Source organism: Agromyces kandeliae, from assembly GCF_009674665.1.
Lineage (GTDB): Bacteria > Actinomycetota > Actinomycetes > Actinomycetales > Microbacteriaceae > Agromyces > Agromyces kandeliae.
Genome location: NZ_WKJD01000018.1, coordinates 105,994 through 121,638, shown reverse-complemented (window position 1 = coordinate 121,638; position 15,645 = coordinate 105,994). Strand labels below are relative to the sequence as shown.

Annotated in this window: 14 protein-coding genes; 10 read left to right on the top strand and 4 right to left on the bottom strand. The window is 73.3% G+C overall.

Going from position 1 to position 15,645, the window contains the following annotated elements; all coding sequences use genetic code 11:
* Window positions 1–11: 11 nt before the first annotated feature.
* Window positions 12–1,001: a DUF5937 family protein gene (locus tag GJR97_RS13325; protein ID WP_154347239.1), complete on the bottom strand. Its 990-nt coding sequence runs from the start codon at window positions 999–1,001 to the stop codon at window positions 12–14.
* A gap of 10 nt (window positions 1,002–1,011) precedes the next feature.
* Complete coding sequence (locus GJR97_RS13320; protein ID WP_324613482.1) at window positions 1,012–1,500, bottom strand: GNAT family N-acetyltransferase; 489 nt, start codon at window positions 1,498–1,500, stop codon at window positions 1,012–1,014.
* A 120-nt stretch (window positions 1,501–1,620) separates the two neighbouring features.
* Between GJR97_RS13320 and GJR97_RS13315 the strand changes: the two genes are divergently transcribed.
* The 7 genes from GJR97_RS13315 to GJR97_RS13285 all read left to right on the top strand — a co-directional run bounded on the left by GJR97_RS13315 (window position 1,621) and on the right by GJR97_RS13285 (window position 6,994).
* Entirely contained in the window at window positions 1,621–2,013 is a 393-nt protein-coding gene (locus GJR97_RS13315; protein WP_229276281.1) for a cupin domain-containing protein, read from the top strand.
* A gap of 37 nt (window positions 2,014–2,050) precedes the next feature.
* A complete protein-coding gene (locus tag GJR97_RS13310; RefSeq protein ID WP_154347235.1) occupies window positions 2,051–2,341 on the top strand; it encodes a DUF4287 domain-containing protein in 291 nt (96 codons plus the stop codon).
* A 127-nt stretch (window positions 2,342–2,468) separates the two neighbouring features.
* Complete coding sequence (locus GJR97_RS13305) at window positions 2,469–3,920, top strand: carboxylesterase family protein (protein WP_154347233.1); 1,452 nt, start codon at window positions 2,469–2,471, stop codon at window positions 3,918–3,920.
* Window positions 3,917–4,420: an ASCH domain-containing protein gene (locus GJR97_RS13300; protein ID WP_154347231.1), complete on the top strand. Its 504-nt coding sequence runs from the start codon at window positions 3,917–3,919 to the stop codon at window positions 4,418–4,420. Before GJR97_RS13305 ends, GJR97_RS13300 begins: the two co-directional genes overlap by 4 nt.
* Window positions 4,421–4,493: 73 nt before the next feature.
* Window positions 4,494–5,435 carry a hypothetical protein gene (locus GJR97_RS13295; protein WP_154347229.1) on the top strand — a complete coding sequence of 314 codons (942 nt, stop codon included), beginning with the start codon at window positions 4,494–4,496 and terminating at the stop codon, window positions 5,433–5,435.
* A 2-nt stretch (window positions 5,436–5,437) separates the two neighbouring features.
* A complete protein-coding gene (locus GJR97_RS13290; RefSeq protein WP_324613480.1) occupies window positions 5,438–6,013 on the top strand; it encodes a GNAT family N-acetyltransferase in 576 nt (191 codons plus the stop codon).
* Window positions 6,014–6,064: 51 nt separating this feature from the next.
* Window positions 6,065–6,994 carry an ROK family protein gene (locus tag GJR97_RS13285; RefSeq protein WP_154347227.1) on the top strand — a complete coding sequence of 310 codons (930 nt, stop codon included), beginning with the start codon at window positions 6,065–6,067 and terminating at the stop codon, window positions 6,992–6,994.
* A 47-nt stretch (window positions 6,995–7,041) separates the two neighbouring features.
* Here GJR97_RS13285 and GJR97_RS13280 read toward each other — a convergent pair whose 3' ends face one another.
* Window positions 7,042–7,515: an NUDIX hydrolase gene (locus tag GJR97_RS13280; RefSeq protein ID WP_154347225.1), complete on the bottom strand. Its 474-nt coding sequence runs from the start codon at window positions 7,513–7,515 to the stop codon at window positions 7,042–7,044.
* 194 nt (window positions 7,516–7,709) lie between these two features.
* Here GJR97_RS13280 and GJR97_RS13275 point away from each other — a divergent pair, with 194 nt between their 5' ends.
* Window positions 7,710–9,029, top strand: coding sequence for an MFS transporter (locus tag GJR97_RS13275; RefSeq protein WP_154347223.1), 1,320 nt, complete (start codon window positions 7,710–7,712; stop codon window positions 9,027–9,029).
* A gap of 78 nt (window positions 9,030–9,107) precedes the next feature.
* Here GJR97_RS13275 and GJR97_RS13270 read toward each other — a convergent pair whose 3' ends face one another.
* On the bottom strand, window positions 9,108–10,667 hold the full coding sequence (locus GJR97_RS13270; protein ID WP_154347221.1) for a SulP family inorganic anion transporter: 1,560 nt from the start codon (window positions 10,665–10,667) through the stop codon (window positions 9,108–9,110).
* 229 nt (window positions 10,668–10,896) lie between these two features.
* Here GJR97_RS13270 and GJR97_RS13265 point away from each other — a divergent pair, with 229 nt between their 5' ends.
* Both GJR97_RS13265 and GJR97_RS13260 read left to right on the top strand, forming a co-directional pair.
* Window positions 10,897–13,770 (top strand): MMPL family transporter, encoded by a 2,874-nt coding sequence (locus tag GJR97_RS13265; protein ID WP_195760717.1) that lies wholly within the window; start codon window positions 10,897–10,899, stop codon window positions 13,768–13,770.
* Window positions 13,767–15,632, top strand: a complete 1,866-nt coding sequence (locus GJR97_RS13260; protein ID WP_154347218.1) for a YhgE/Pip domain-containing protein — start codon at window positions 13,767–13,769, stop codon at window positions 15,630–15,632. The genes GJR97_RS13265 and GJR97_RS13260 overlap by 4 nt, the downstream gene beginning before the upstream one ends.
* The last annotated feature ends 13 nt before the right edge of the window (window positions 15,633–15,645 follow it).

Genomic DNA, 15,645 nt, shown 5'->3' with positions numbered 1-15,645 from the left:
TGGCGGTCGGATCAGAGCGCCGTGCCGACGAGCGCCTCGCCGAGCGGCGTGCGCTGGTGCAGCATGCGCGATCCGTCGCGGCGGCTCGCGATGAGGCCCGCGTCGCGCAGCACCGTGAGGTGGTGCGAGGCGGTCGAGATCGCGAGGCCCGAGTCGGCCGCGACCTGCGAGGTCGTGCGCGCCTCGTGCGCGGCGAGGAGGATGCCGGCCCGAGCGGGCCCGAGGAGCGCGGCGAGCGCCTCGGCGAGCGCCGTCGCATCCGTCGCCCAGTTCTCGGTGACGCCCTGCGCCGGGTAGAACAGCGTCGGCTGCGCGGGCGGTTCGGTGAGCACCATGCAGCGCCCGCCGCCGAGCACCGACGGCACGAGGACGATGCCCGACCCGCGGCAGTCGAGCACCTCGGAGTGCTGCGTGAGCTCGACCCGCAGGGCGCCGTCGTGCCACTCGACGGTGTGGTGCAGGCCGGCGGCCATGGCAGCGATGCCGTCGGTCGCGATGCGGCGCGCGCGGACGGCGATGTCGGCGCGGACGATCCGCTCGAGCTGCGGCCACACGGGCTCGACGAGGGCCGACCACAGCTCCAGCCAGGCGTCGCCGATCATCGCCCTGGCGCGCGGGAGGTCGTCGAGCATGCGGAGCACCGCCTGCCGCCGGGCACCGGTGGAGCGGACGACGACCTTGCCGAGGTCGACCCGCATCAGCTCGTCGGGCACTTCGCGGAGCCGCGCGGCCTCGTCGGCCGGCTCGAGGTCCCACGTCGGCGTCGTCGTGAGGAAGTCGGGGAAGTACCCCGACTCGCGCACGAGGAGCGTGAACAGCTCGAACGCCTCCCGCGGGACGCGGTCGCGCACGCTCCGCAGCCACCCCCACTGCAGCGGATGCTCCGACGGACGCTGCACGACCCGGACCGCGTGGCACACCTCGTGCCCGGGCGAGACGCCGAAGCGGATCGCCGACACGTCGCCCGGTGCGAGCCGGAAGTCCACGTAGCGATGCTCCATCCGGCCCGCCCTACAGGTACCGCTTGAACCCGACGTGGGAGGCGGTGAACCCGAGCCGCTCGTAGAACCGGTGCGCGTCGTCGCGTCGCGCGTCGGAGGTCAGCTGCACCAGACGCGCGCCGCGCTCGCGCGCGTGGTCCACCGCCCACGCGATCATCGCCGAGCCGAGACCGCGCCCCCGCACCGAATCGGCGACGCGCACCGCCTCGATCTGCATGCGCGTCGCACCGCCCCGCGAGAGGCCGGGGATGAACGTGAGCTGCATCGTGGCCACGACGTCGCCGTCCGGGCCGTCGACCGCGACCAGCAGCTGCGCGGCATCCGCGTCGATCGCCTCGAACGCGGCGACGTAGCCGGCCCGTTCCTCCGACGTCGAGCCGAACTCCGCGGCCCGCAGGGCGTCCGCGGCGAGCAGTGCCACGAGCGCATCGACGTCGTGCCGCCCGGCGCGGCGGAGCACGAAGGCCGAGCCGGAGGCCTCGATCGTCGCTGGTCCCACCCGGCCAGCATGCCACGGCCGGCGATGGGGTTTCGATGCAGATCGAAACAGTTCCCCCAGCGGATGCCGCGGCGGGAGCCTTGCAGCAGCCGTCATCACCCACCACGAATCGAGGGCACCATGAACCCGGCCGAGATCACGCTCGCGCCGAACACGACCGCGCCCATGGGCGACGTCGTCGTGCGGGCCGAGTCGCTCCGCATCGGCACGGGTCGCACGCGCCGCTTCGTCGGCCTCGACCACGGCGCCGGCATCTCGTACTTCTTCGTCGACAACGAGCCGGGCGAGGGGCCCGGCCTGCACTGGCATCCGTACCCCGAGACCTGGGTCGTGCTCGAGGGCACGGCCGAGCTCACCCTGGGCGATCGCCGGATCATCGCCACGACGGGTGACACCGCGACCGTCCCCGCCGGCACATGGCACCGCTTCGAGAACGTCGGCGACGGCCGGCTGAAGGTGCTCTGCATCCACGCGTCCGCCGTCATCGTGCAGACCTGGGCCGACGAGGACTGAATCCACCACCACGACCACCGAAACGAAGGAGCACGCCATGTCGTTCCAGGCCTACCTCGACAACATCGAGGCCAAGACCGGGCTCACCCCGCGCGAGTTCGTCGCGCTCGCCGAGGCGAAGGGCTTCGGACCCGGCACGAAGGCGACGCCGATCGTGCAGTGGCTCGCCGAGGACTACGACCTGGGCCGCGGGCACGCGATGGCACTCGTGCACGTCATCACCAAGGGACCCGGGATCAGCGCGAAGCACGTCGACAGCGGCGGAACGCACAGCGACCCGACCGACACGCTCTGGCTCGACGGCACGGCGACGAACCCGAACCGGTGACCCCCGGTCCGGGCCCGGGGCGAGGAGCGCGGGGCCGTCGCGCCGCGCCGCGCGTCCAGGGGTCCGGCTACGCTGGCGACGCACCCCGCTCGGAGGGTCCGGGCGGGCGCCCACTGGAGTCCACCCGATGCAGACCGACCCGAACACCACCGACCCGGACACCACCGACCCGGACACCACCGACCTGGACACCACCGACCCGACCGAGGCCGACGGGCCGACCGCGCCGGCCGACCCGCCTCCTCTCGGCACGCCCACGGAACTGGCGACGCCGCTCGGCACGTTCCCCGCGGTCGCCGGCGACGGAGTCGTCCGGGTGCGCAACGTCCGGTACGCCACCGCGCGCCGATTCGAGGCCCCCGTTCCCGCCGAGGTGCGCCCCGACGAGTCATCCGATCGACGATTCCAGCGGCTCGCGTGCCCGCAGCCGGCGAGCCCGAGCGACGAACTGCTCGGACGGCCGCTCCGCGGCGTGGAGTTCGACGAGGACTGCCTGCGGCTCACGATCACGATCCCGGAGGACGCTCCCGACGGGCCGATGCCGGTGCTCGTCTGGGTGCACGGCGGGTCGTACGTCTCCGGTGCCGGCGACCTCGCCGGCTACGACCCTGCCGCCATCGTGCGCGAGCAGCGGGTCATCGTCGTCGCCGTCACGTCTCGTCTCGGGCTGCTCGGATACCCGACGGATGACGCGCACCCCGCGAACCTCGGGCTGCTCGACCTCATCGCGGCGTTCCGGTGGGTCGGCGAGCACATCGCCGCCTTCGGCGGCGATGCCGAGCGGATCACCGCCGTCGGCCAGTCGTCGGGCGGTGACGCGCTCGCGCACCTGATCGCCGCCGAGGGCGCCCGGGGGCTCTTCCATCGCGTGATCCTGCAGAGCGCGCCCCTCGGCATCCGCACCGGACGGGCCGAGATGCAGCGGCGCATGGCGGAGGCCGCGGGCCCGCTCGCCCCGGACGCCTCACTCGACGACCTCTTCGCCGCGCAGGCGCGGGCGAAGCAGGCCGCCGCCGGATCCGGCCTCCGCTCGGCGATGCCGTTCGGGCCGCGCGCCGGGGCGGCGCCGCTCCCCGCGGAGGGCGACATCGAGGCCGCGTGGCGCGAGCACGCCGCCGACCTCGACGTGCTCGTCACGTGGAACCGCGACGAGACCGCGTTCTTCTTCGAGGTCGACCCGAGGCTCGCGGCGCTCGCCGCCCGACCGGTGATCGGCCCGCTGCTGCGTCGCGTGATCACCCGCCGCACCACGCGGGCCGTCTACGTCGGCGGTGCCCGTCGCTTCGCGCACATCGTCGCCGGCGGCGGCGCGGACGTACGCGTCGCCGAGTTCGACGGGCATCCCGACGGGAGCCGGATCGGGTCGGCGCACGCGATCGAGGTCGCGCTGCTCTTCCCCGCGACGGCGGCCTGGGAGGGCACGCCGCTGCTCGCACCTGACGGCGCCCGGAACCTCGTCGCCGCCGGGGCCGCGCTCCGCGCCGCCTGGGCGGCGTTCGCCCGGAGCGGCGCGTTCCCCGCCGGCTACGTGCCGACCGGCCACGGATGGGCGGGCAGCCTGCTGGCGAGGCGGGTATGAGCGGGGCCAACGCCCCCGTCGACGGAGCGGCCGCCGACGAGTTCTGGGCGGAGTACCGCGCGGCTCGCCCGGATCGCGCCCTCGACGCCGAACCGCCGAGCGTCGAGGTGTTCGGCGACCACCCCGCACTCACCGACGAACTGCTCGGCCTCGTGCTCGACGGCACCAAGCGCGCGACCGCCACCCTCGTCGCCGAGTTCCGCCACGAGGGGCAGCCGCTCCCCCGCGTCGGCAGCCACTGGATCGCCTGCGACTCGGCGGGCCGACCGCGCGCGATCCTCCGCAGCACCGAGCTGCGGATCGGCCCGTTCTCGAGCGTCGACGCCGCGTTCGCGTTCGACGAGGGCGAGGACGACCGCACGCTCGAGTCGTGGCGCGACAACCACCGACGCTACTGGCAGCGGGTCTGCCCGGGGATCGGCGTCGAGTGGCACGACGATCTCGACGTGCTGTTCGAGCGGTTCGAGGTGGCGTGGCCCCCGGAGGTCGCAGACGACTGACGTCGCGCGAGCGCAGTACCGCGGCATCCATCGCCCGCTCGTCGGTGTCGGCGGCATGGGCGAACATGGCCGTATGCGTGACGATGTGATCACCTGGCTCCTCGGCGGCGACCCGAGCGTGCGCTGGCAGGTCATGCGCGACCTGCAGGACGCGCCCGACGACGCCGTCGCCACCGAACGCGCGCGCGTGGCGACCGAGGGCTGGGGTGCGCGCCTCCTCGCCGAACAGGGCGACGACGGCTACTGGGGCGGCCAGGTCTACGGCTCGGGTCGCGAACGCGACTCGGTCATGTGGACCCTGCAGGTCCTGCGGAACCTCGGTGCGCCACCCGGTGCGGCACCCGTGCGGGCCGCGATCGACCGAGTCGTCGACGGCGTGGTCTGGGCGGAGTTCGACGACCTGCCCTACTTCAGCGGCGAGGTCGAGGAGTGCGTGAACGGCGGGGTCCTCGCGAACGCCGCGTACTTCGGCGTCCTCGGCGCGGGCAGCGACCGGATCGTCGCGCGCCTCCTCGACGAGACGCTCCCCGACGGCGGGTGGAACTGCGAGCCGGCCGACGAGTCGCAGCGCTCGTCGTTCGACTCGACGCTGTGCGTCGTCGAGGGGCTCCTCGCGTACGAGCGGGCGACCGGGTCGACGGATGCCGCGGTGACGGACGCCCGACGCGGCGGCGAGGAGTACCTGCTCGAGCGCAGCCTGTTCCGCCGCAAGTCGACGGGCGAGCTCGTGAAGCCGCGCTACACGAACTTCTCATTCCCGACGTACTGGTTCTACGACGTCCTGCGGGCGCTCGATCACTTCCGCGACGCGGGCGGCCGTCCCGACGCGCGGCTGCGGCCCGCGCTCGACCTGGTACTGGGCCAGCGCGACGACGACGGCCGGTGGCGCGCCGGCGATCGCTGGCCCGGCCGCAACCGGTACGAGATCGATGCGCCGGCCGGCGAGCCGAGCCCGTGGAACACGCTCCGCGCCCTGCGCGTGCTGCGCTGGGCCGACCCCGCGTCGATCGACTGACCGTGGCCATCGAGGTTCGGGCGGCATCCGTCTTCGACGACGTGGCCGCGGTCCTCGGGCCCAAGCGACCCGACGCGAACGTGTGCTTCTGCCTGAGCTACCGGTTGACCTCGTCCAAGGAGAACCTGTCGCTCCGAGGTCCCGCTCGCGGCGAGCGGGTCAGGCAGCTCTGCGCACAGGATCCGGCGCCGGGCGTCATCGCCTACGACGGCGACGAGCCCGTCGGCTGGGCGGCCGTGCATCCGCGGGCCGACACGAGCTTCGCGACCAACCGGCGCATCCCGCACCTCGACGACCTCGACGTGTGGTCGCTCTGGTGCGTGCGCGTTCGGCCCGGGCACCGGAAGCAGGGCATCTCGCACCACCTCATCGCGGGCGCCGTGGCGTTCGCGCGCGAGCATGGCGCCCCGATCGTCGAGGCGTACCCTGTCGACAATCGCGGCGAGAAGGTCGACCTCACGATGGCCTACGTCGGCACCCGCGCGGCGTTCGAGCGCGCCGGATTCGAGAAGGCCGCCGATACGACGAGCGTGCTGAACGGCTTCCCGCGCGTCCTGATGCGGATCGACCTGCGGTGATCATGCCGTGGTGCCGCTCGGCGCGGTCGCGGCATCCGGCATGATCGACTCATGCCTGCGACCGCGTCCGAGATCCCCGTCGCCCTCGCCGTGGACATCGGCGGCACGAAGGTCGATGCGGCGCTCGTCGGCGCGGACGGCCGCATCGTGCCGGGAAGCCGCCACCGCGCCCCGACCGGTGCGGGCCAGAGGCCCGAGACCTTCTCGATCGCGATCGCCTCGGTGTGCGAGCAGGCGACGGATGCCGCGGGCGTGGCGCACCGGCTCGTCGGCGTCGGCGTCGGCACGGCCGGCCCCCTGCTCGGCGACGGGACGCATGTGTCGCCCCTCAACATGCCGGGCATCCGCGACCTGCCGCTCGTGCCGACCGTCGAACGCTTCGCGGGCGGCACGCGCGTGCGCGTCGCGCTCGACGGCACGTGCATCGCCCTGGCCGAGGCGCGGTTCGGCGCGCTGCGCGGTGTGCGCAACGGCATCGCGATGGTCGTGTCGACGGGGATCGGCGGCGGGATCATCGCCGACGGCCGGGTGATCCGGGGCGACGCCGGCAACGCCGGGCACGTCGGCCAGGCGTGGGTGCGGCAGCCGTCCCCGGACGATCCGGTCGCCGCGACGGTCGAAGCCGTCGCGTCCGGACCGGGGACGGTGCGGTGGGCGATCGCCCACGGCTGGACGGGTGCCGACGGGCTCGCACTCGCGGCGGACTACCGCGCCGGCCATCCGGTCGCCGTGCAGGCCGTGCACCGTTCGGCGGATGCCGTGGGGCAGGCCATCGCGTCGTTCGGCGCACTGCTCGACGTCACGACCGTCGCCATCGGCGGCGGCTTCTCGCGGGTCGCGGACGACTACCTGCCCCTCGTCGAGGCGGCGGCGCACCGCACGGCGGTCCTGCCCGCCGCGCGCGAGGTGCGCGTCGTGCCCGCCGAGCTCGGCGACGACGCACCGCTGGTCGGTGCCGCCCTCCTCGCGTTCGACGACTGACCGGGCGGGGACCCGCCGCGGGATCGCCGGCCGCGGTGCGGCCGGCGTCAGCCGACCTCGAACCGCGCCGGACCGTCGCCGGCCGCGAGCGCGGCCTCGATGCGGCGGAGGTGCTCGGCGTTCACGCCGTCGAGGTCGGCCGGGTCGTGCCATCCGAGGTCCGTCATCTCGCCGTCGGCGGGGTACGGCTCGCCGTCGAGCCAGGTGCAGCGGAAGGTGAGGTCGAGGTAGTCGGCCTGGTCGCCGTTGCCGTAGACGACGCGGGGCACCTGGTGCACCCACGCGAGCCGATCGACGGCGATCCGGACACCGGCCTCCTCGTGCGCCTCGCGCGCCGCAGCCACGGCCGGCTCCTCTCCGGGATCCACGATGCCGGTGATGGGCGTGAGCGCGCCGGTGTCGGCGCGGCGACCGAGCAGCACGCGTCCGTCGCGGACGATCACGGCCGTCACGCCGACGAGCGGGAGGGGCGCGGTCCCGACATGGCGCCGGAGCTCGAGGACGAAGTCGGGCGTGGGCATGGCGAACAGCGTACGCGCGGTCGCTCCATCCGTTCGTCGCGCAGACACCGCCGTTCGTCGCAGGGGGCTACCGCTCGGCGCGGCCGGTGCGCTATGGTCGGATTTCCAACCGAACGATCGGTCGGGAAACCCGCAACGGCGCACCACCCCCGCGTCGATCCCCGATTCACCCTGCACAGAACAACGGAGTTCGCATGACCGCAACCGTCCAGGAATCCGCGCGCACCGGGAGGATGTCCACCGAGGAGCGCAAGGTCCTCGCCGGCACCCTCGTGGGCACGTCCATCGAGTGGTACGACTTCTTCATCTACGCACAGGCGGCCGGGCTCGTCCTCGCCCCGCTCTTCCTCGCCCCGCTCGCCGAGGCGAACGCCACGCTCGCGCAGGTCCTCGCCTTCGCGACGATCGGCATCTCGTTCCTCTTCCGCCCGCTCGGCGCGGTCGTCGCCGGCTGGCTCGGCGACAAGCTCGGTCGCAAGAAGATGCTGGTCTTCACGCTCATCCTCATGGGCCTGTCGACGTCGCTCATCGGCTTCCTGCCGACGTACGCCGCGATCGGCATCGCGGCGCCCATCCTGCTGATCCTGCTCCGGATCCTGCAGGGCTTCTCGGCCGGCGGCGAGTGGGGCGGCGCGGCGCTGATGTCGGTCGAGCACGCCCCCAAGGGCAAGCGCGGCTTCTTCGGCGCCTTCCCCCAGATCGGCGTGCCCGTCGGCATGATCCTCGCGACCTTCACGCTCTGGATCATCACCTCGTCCATGTCGCCCGAGGCGTTCATGGAGTGGGGCTGGCGCATCCCGTTCATGCTCTCGATCGTGCTGATCGTGGTCGGCTACCTGATCCGCCGTGCGGTCGAGGAGAGCCCGGTCTTCAAGGAGCTCCAGGAACGCAAGCAGGAGTCCTCGGCGCCGCTGAAGGAGCTGTTCCGCAGCAACACCAAGAACGTCGTCCTCACCGCGGTCATCTTCATCGCCAACAACGCCGCGGGCTACCTGCTCATCGCGTACTTCGCGACCTACGCGGTGACCGCGCTCGGCATGGACCGGCCGACGGTGCTGCTCGCCACGACCTTCGCGTCGTTCGGCTGGCTCGTCTTCACGCTCTGGGGCGGACGCCTCTCCGACCGCCTCGGTCGCATCCGCACCTTCCAGATCGGGTACGCCTTCCTCGCGCTGTGGGCGATCCCGATGTGGTTCCTCATCGACACCGGGAACATCGTCTGGTACTTCGTGGCACTGTTCCTGATGACGTTCGGCCTCGGCCTCTCGTACGGCCCGCAGGCCGCGCTCTACGCCGAGATGTTCCCGGCGAAGGTGCGCTACTCGGGCGTCTCGATCGGCTACGCGCTGGGCGCCATCCTCGGCGGCGCGTTCGCCCCGATGATCGCCGCGGCACTGCTCGGCGAGACCGGCCAGTCGTGGACGATCGGCCTCTACATCGCGATCGCCGCGGTCATCTCCCTGATCGGCGTCTCGCTGGTCAAGGAGACGAAGGACGTCGACCTGAGCGTCTGACCCCCTGATCGGGCGAGAGGCGGATGCCGCGTGGCATCCGCCTCTCGTCGTCTCCGCGGCGCGCGGACGCGCCCGACGTCAGTGCCCGGCGCCGAGCTGACCGGCGAGGCGCGCGTGCATCGCCGAGCTCGCCTCGTTCAGCCCCTCGATGACGACGCGCTTGCCATGGTGCTCGTACTTGGTCGTGATCGCATCGAGCGCCGCCACGGTCGAGGCGTCCCAGATGTGCGAGCCCGACATGTCGATCACGACCCGGTCCGGGTCATCCGCGTACTCGAACTGCGTGGTCAGGTCGTTCGACGAGGCGAAGAAGAGCTCGCCGTCGACGCGGTAGTGCGCGGTCGGCACCGGCTCGTCGAGCGAGACCCGACGCGTGACGGTCGCGAAGTGCGCGACGCGACGGGCGAATGCGACCATCGCCACGAGCACGCCGACGATGACGCCGATCGCGAGGTTGTGCGTGGCGACGACGACCACCACGGTCGCGACCATGACGGTCGTCTCCGACTTCGGCATCCGCCGCAGCGTCGACCAGCGGACCGAGTGCCAGTCGAAGGTCGCGACCGAGACCATGATCATGACGGCGACGAGCGCGGCCATGGGCATGATCGCGACCAGGTCCCCGAGCCCGACGACGAGGACGAGCAGGAAGACGCCCGCGAGGAACGTGGAGATGCGCGTCCGCGCGCCGGACACCTTCACGTTGATCATCGTCTGGCCGATCATCGCGCAGCCGCCCATGCCGCCGAAGAGGCCGGAGAGCATGTTGGCGACGCCCTGGCCGAGCGCCTCGCGCGTCTTGCGCGAGCGGGTGTCGGTGATGTCGTCGACGAGCTTCGCCGTCATGAGCGACTCGAGGAGGCCGACGAGCGCCATCGCGAGCGCGAACGGCGCGATCGTCGCGAAGGTCTCCCACGTGAGCGGCACGTTCGGGATGAACAGCTCGGGCAGGCTCTCCGGGAGCTCGCCCTCGTCGCCGACGGTGGGCACCTGCCAGCCGGCCGCGACGACCACGACCGTGAGCACGACGATCGCGATGAGCGGCGCGGGAACGGCCTTCGTGAGCCGCGGGACGCCGACCATGATCACGAGTCCGGCCGCCACGAGCGGGTAGACGAGCCACGGCACCCCGACGAGGTGCGGCAGCTGCGCGGCGAAGATCAGGATCGCGAGCGAGTTGACGAATCCGACCATGACGCTCCGCGGGATGAAGCGCATGAGCTTCGCCACGCCCAAGGCGCCGAGCACGAGCTGGAACACGCCCGCGAGGATCACCGTCGCGATGAAGTAGTCCATGCCGTAGTCGCGCGCGACGGGCGCGATGACGAGCGCGACGGCGCCCGTCGCGGCCGTGATCATCGCCGGACGCCCGCCGAGGAACGCGATCGACACCGCCATCACGAACGACGAGAAGAGGCCGACGCGCGGGTCGACGCCGGCGATGATCGAGAACGAGATCGCCTCGGGGATCAGGGCGAGCGCGACGACGAGGCCCGCGAGCACCTCGCGGGTGAGCAACCGGGGCGTGCGGAGTGCGGTGAGCACCGAGGGCTGGGCGCGGGCCCGGGCGAGGGCGGCGGCGCGCGCGTCGCCGGTCTCGGGGGCGGGGTCGGCAGGAGGTCGCGCGGGCGCTGGCATGTGGGTCTCCTATCGGCGGGGCTCGTTCGAGCCGGATGGTGTCGTACGAGCGCCCCGTCGCGCGCGGCCGCGATGGCCGTGGGTGGGCCCGGATGTCGCGAGCCGACGTGCCACCCTACCTGCTCGACGCCGCGCGGGCCGACTCGGCGCCGCGCGGCATCGTTGCGGTCCCCCCGCGCCGCACCCTAGGTTGAGGTCATTCAACTCCACTTCGGGGGGAGTGAGAGACGTGTCCTCGGCTCTGCACGCGCTCGGACGATGGGCCTACCGCGCCCGCCTCCTCGTCGTGCTCGTCTGGGTCGGCATCCTCGCCGTGCTCTTCACGATCGCCGGGCTCGTCGGCACCGGGACGAACAACACCTACGCATTCCCCGGAACCGAATCGCAGGACGCACTCGACGCCCTCGCGCGCACGTTCCCCCAGTTCTCAGGCACCTCGGCGCAGCTCATCGCGGTCGCCCCCGACGGCGGCGACGTCACCGACGACGACTTCGAGTCGGCGGTCGAGGACGCGATCACCGCCATCGAGGCGATCCCCCAGGTCTCCGGCGTGAGCTCGCCGTACGACGACGGGTCGTCGGCCGACATCGCATCGGACTCGTCGGCCGTCCTCGTCACGATCCAGCTGTCGGTCGGCGCCGTCGACGTGCTGCCCTCGACGTCGGACGCACTGCAGTCCGAGGGCTCGACGCTCCAGGGAGACCTCCCCGACGGGTCGCAGGTGGCCGTCGGCGGTTCCCTGTACTCGCAGGTGAACCCGGGGATCGGCATCAGCGAGCTCACGAGCATCCTGATCGCCCTCGTCGTCCTGATCGTGACGTTCGGCTCCCTCGTCGCCGCGGGCATGCCGATCACGACCGCGCTCGTCGGCGTCGGCGCCTCGGTCGCTGTGGTCCTCACCGCGACGCGCTGGCTCACGGTCACCTCGACCGCACCGCTCCTCGCCGTCATGCTCGGGCTCGCGGTCGGCGTCGACTACTCCCTGTTCATCGTCTCCCGCCACCAGGACCAGGTGAAGCGCGGGATGCCGCCCGCCGAGTCCGCACCGCGCGCGGTCGCGACCGCGGGCTCCGCGGTCATGTTCGCGGCGACGACCGTGATCATCGCGCTGCTCGGGCTCTCCGTCGCGCGCATCCCCTTCCTCACCGTCACGGGGCTCTCCGCGGCGCTCGCCGTCGCGACGGCCGCGCTCGTCGCGCTGACGCTCACGCCGGCGCTGCTGTCGTTCGCGGGGTGGCACGTCGTGCCGAAGCGGTACCGTCCGGGGCACGAGGCACCCGCGGACGGGGCCGAGGCGGAGGACGAACCGGAGGACCACGACGCCGAGCCCACCGGGACGGACCAGCCGGAGGCCGCGGCCGAGGCAGCCGAGTCGGCCGGGACGGACCAGCCGGAGGCCGCGGCCGAGTCGAGGCCCGGCGGGTTCTTCGGGCACTGGGTGCGCGCCGCCATCCGCTGGCCCCCGGTGACCGTCGTGCTCATCACGGCGCTCCTCGCCCTCGCCGCGATGCCCGCGGCGAACCTCCGACTGGCCCTTCCGGACTCGGGCTCGCTGCCCGAGGGCGCCCCGGGGCGGGTCACCTACGACCTCATCGCCGAGCACTTCGGCGCCGGCGCGAACGGGCCGCTCATCCTCACGGGCTCCGTCATCCAGAGCACCGATCCGGTCGACCTCGTCGACGACATCGCCGCCGAGGTCGCCGGCGTGCAGGGCGTCGCGGCCGTGCCGCTCGCGACGCCGAACGAGACGGGCGACACCGCCGTGATCCAGGTGATCCCCGACGGCGCGCCGGACTCCGAGCAGACCGAGCAGCTCGTGCACCGGCTGCGCGCGATGCACGACGCGTTCCTCGAGGACTACGCGGTCGACCTCTCGGTGACGGGCTACACGGCGCTCGGCGTCGACATCTCGGAGCGCCTCGGCGGCGCGCTGCTGCCGTTCGGGGCGCTCGTCGTCGGGCTGTCGCTCGTGCTGCTCGCGATGGTGTTCCGCTCGATCGTCGTGCCGATCACCGCGGCGCTCGGGTACGTGCTCTCCATCGGCGCCGCCTTCGGCCTCACGAGCCTGGTGTTCGTCGACGGCGTCCTCGCCGGCCCGCTGAACGTCGAATCGGTCGGGTCGGTGACGAGCTTCATGCCGATCATCGTGATGGGCGTGCTCTTCGGGCTCGCGATGGACTACGAGGTGTTCCTCGTCAGCCGCATGCGCGAGGACTACCTGAAGCACGGCGAGCCGCGGCCCGCGATCGAGCGCGGGTTCCACGCCTCGGCGCGCGTGGTGACGGCCGCCGGGATCATCATGTTCACGGTGTTCGGCGGCTTCATCCTGAACGGCGAGGCGTCGATGCAGCCGATCGCCTTCGGGCTCGCGACCGGCGTCGCGATCGACGCGTTCATCGTGCGGATGACGCTGACGCCCGCGGTCCTCGCCTGGTTCGGGCGGCACGCCTGGTGGTTCCCCGCCGGGCTCGATCGGGTGCTCCCCCGCTTCGACGTCGAGGGCGAGGGACTCGCACGAGAGGACGAGCTCGCCGACTGGCCCGAGCCGGGCGACGCGCACGCGATCGTCGGGGAGGGAGTCGCGGTACGGCGCGAGCCGCGCCTGGTCGACCTCGACGTGCGCGTGCCGGCCGGCGAGGCGCTCGTGGTCGCCGGGGCGACCCCCGAGGAGCGGCGCGCGGTGCTGCTCGCGCTCACGGGACGCCGCCCCGTCGTCGAGGGCCGGCTGAAGTGCCTCGGGCTCGTGCTGCCCGTTCGGGCGCAGAGCGTGCGGGCGCGGAGCGCGGTCGTCGAGCTCGCCCGAACCCCGGACCCGATCTCCGCCGTGGTGGATGCCGCTGCCGACGGCCCCGAGCTCCTCGCCATCGACGGCGTCGACCTCCTCGCCGATCCCGCGGCGCGCGACGAACTGCTCGAGGTGCTCACCGGAGCCGCACGCGGCGCGGAGCGTCGGACGGGGCATCCGCTGACCCTGCTCGTCTCGTGCGAGCTGGCGTCGACGGCCGACGCGGTGCTGCCGCACGGGCTCGGCCGGACGGTGCTCGAGCCGGCCCCGTCCGCACGCCCCGCCAGGGAGGCGGCGACGACGGGGACGACGACATGACCGACACCTCGTTCTCGTCGGCGCAGGGCGCCGAACGCCTCGGTGCCCTCGGGATCGTCGGCGTGCTGCTGCTCCCCCTCGCGATCGCCGGGCTGCTCGCCTGGGGGCTCGCCGCGCCCGTGAGCGACTTCGACCGGGTCACCGCCGCGGTGGTCAACGACGACGAGCCGGTGCAGCTCAACGGGCAGACCGTGCCGCTCGGCCGCGAGTTCGCCGCCGGCCTCATCGGGGGCATCGCGGGCGAAGGGGCTCCCGACGACCCCGGGCCGGACGCGACGGCGACTCCGGCTCCGAGCGGTCCCAACTTCACGTGGATCCTGACGAACGACGACGACGCCGCCGCGGGCCTCCGCGACGGACGCTACGCCGCCGTGCTCACGATCCCGCCGTCCTTCTCGGCGAACGCGACGTCGATCTCGGGGCCGGCGGCGGATGCCGTGCACGCGACGCTGCACGTCCAGACGACGCCCGCGTCGGCCTACCTCGACCCCGCGCTCACCGAGGTCATCACGCAGGCGGCCGTCGCGACGTTCAACGCCCAGCTCACCGAGCGCTACCTCGGCAACGTCTACCAGGGGTTCAACACCATCAACGAGCAGATCGGCCAGGCCGCCGACGGCGCCGCCGAACTCGCATCGGGCGCATCGTCGCTCGCGGGCGGCGCGGCCTCGCTCGCCGACGGCACGTCGCAGCTCGCGTCCGGGCTCGACTCGCTCGACGCGGGCGCCGCCTCGCTCGCCGCGGGCCTCGCGCAGCTCGATGCCTCGGTGCAGTCCCTGCCGTCCGACACCGCGCAGCTCGCGACGGGCTCGGCGCAGGTCGCCGCGGCGCTCGACGCCATCGCCGCCGCACTCGACGGGGCCACCGCGGACGTCGCCCGCGTCGTCGACGACCTGTGCGCCGCGCGTCCCGGTGCCATCTGCGAACGCGGACGGAGCGTGCTCGCCCGGGTCCAGGCGGTCGACGGCGACGTCGACGCACTCGCCTCCGGCGCCGATCAGGTCGCGGCGGGCAACGCCCAGCTCGCAGCCGGCATGCCCGGCCTCGTCGCGGGTGCCGACGCGTCGTCGGCGGGGGCGAACGAGGTCGCGGCCGGAGCCGCGGAGAGCGCGGCGGGCGGCGAACAGGTGAACTCGGGCGCGCAGGAGGTGGCGTCCGGGGCCGACGAGACCTCGTCGGGTGCCGCTCAGCTCTCCGACGGGCTCGCGCAGGCCGTCGAGCAGATCCCGACGTACTCGGACTCGGACATCGCGACGCTCTCCTCGGTCGTCGCACAGCCCGCCCGCACCGACGTCGCGGTCCCCGCGAACGGGACGCAGTCGGTGCCGCTGTTCGCGACGTTCGCGCTCTGGGTCGGCGCGATCGTCCTCGCCCTCGGTCGCCGCGCGGTACCGCAGCGTCGCCTGCTCACGTCCGCGTCGACCGTCTCGATCGCCGGGCGCTCGATCTGGCCCGGAGCGGCGCTCGGCGCCGGACAGGGCCTGCTCGTCGGGCTCGCACTGCAGCCCGCGCTCGACGCCGACGCCGCCGCGCGCGTGGGCTTCGCCGCGGCCGCGGTGTTCATCGGCACGGTGTTCGCCCTCGTGAACCACGGGCTCGCCGCCGGCTTCGGCGGGCCGGGACGGACCGCGGCCGCGATCGCCGGCGTCATCGGGCTCGCGGCCGGGGTCTCCTCGACCGTGCCCGCCGCGATCGCCGGGCCCGCGAACCTCGTCCCGACGGGCCCCGGCCACAGCCTCCTCCTCGCGGGCCTCGGCGTCGGCTCCGGCTGGGGCGACCTCGTCGCCCTCGTCATCTACGCGGCGATCGGCGCGGCGCTCGTGGTCGTCGGGGTGTCCCGGCACCGCACCGCGGCCGACTGAGCGGGCCCGCAGG

Coding starts and splice junctions, on each gene's coding strand:
- GJR97_RS13325 (WP_154347239.1), bottom strand. CDS start 1,001: ATGGAGCATCGCTACGTGGACTTCCGGCTCGCACCGGGCGACGTGTCG.
- GJR97_RS13315 (WP_229276281.1), top strand. CDS start 1,621: ATGAACCCGGCCGAGATCACGCTCGCGCCGAACACGACCGCGCCCATG.
- GJR97_RS13310 (WP_154347235.1), top strand. CDS start 2,051: ATGTCGTTCCAGGCCTACCTCGACAACATCGAGGCCAAGACCGGGCTC.
- GJR97_RS13305 (WP_154347233.1), top strand. CDS start 2,469: ATGCAGACCGACCCGAACACCACCGACCCGGACACCACCGACCCGGAC.
- GJR97_RS13300 (WP_154347231.1), top strand. CDS start 3,917: ATGAGCGGGGCCAACGCCCCCGTCGACGGAGCGGCCGCCGACGAGTTC.
- GJR97_RS13295 (WP_154347229.1), top strand. CDS start 4,494: ATGCGTGACGATGTGATCACCTGGCTCCTCGGCGGCGACCCGAGCGTG.
- GJR97_RS13285 (WP_154347227.1), top strand. CDS start 6,065: ATGCCTGCGACCGCGTCCGAGATCCCCGTCGCCCTCGCCGTGGACATC.
- GJR97_RS13280 (WP_154347225.1), bottom strand. CDS start 7,515: ATGCCCACGCCCGACTTCGTCCTCGAGCTCCGGCGCCATGTCGGGACC.
- GJR97_RS13275 (WP_154347223.1), top strand. CDS start 7,710: ATGACCGCAACCGTCCAGGAATCCGCGCGCACCGGGAGGATGTCCACC.
- GJR97_RS13270 (WP_154347221.1), bottom strand. CDS start 10,667: ATGCCAGCGCCCGCGCGACCTCCTGCCGACCCCGCCCCCGAGACCGGC.
- GJR97_RS13260 (WP_154347218.1), top strand. CDS start 13,767: ATGACCGACACCTCGTTCTCGTCGGCGCAGGGCGCCGAACGCCTCGGT.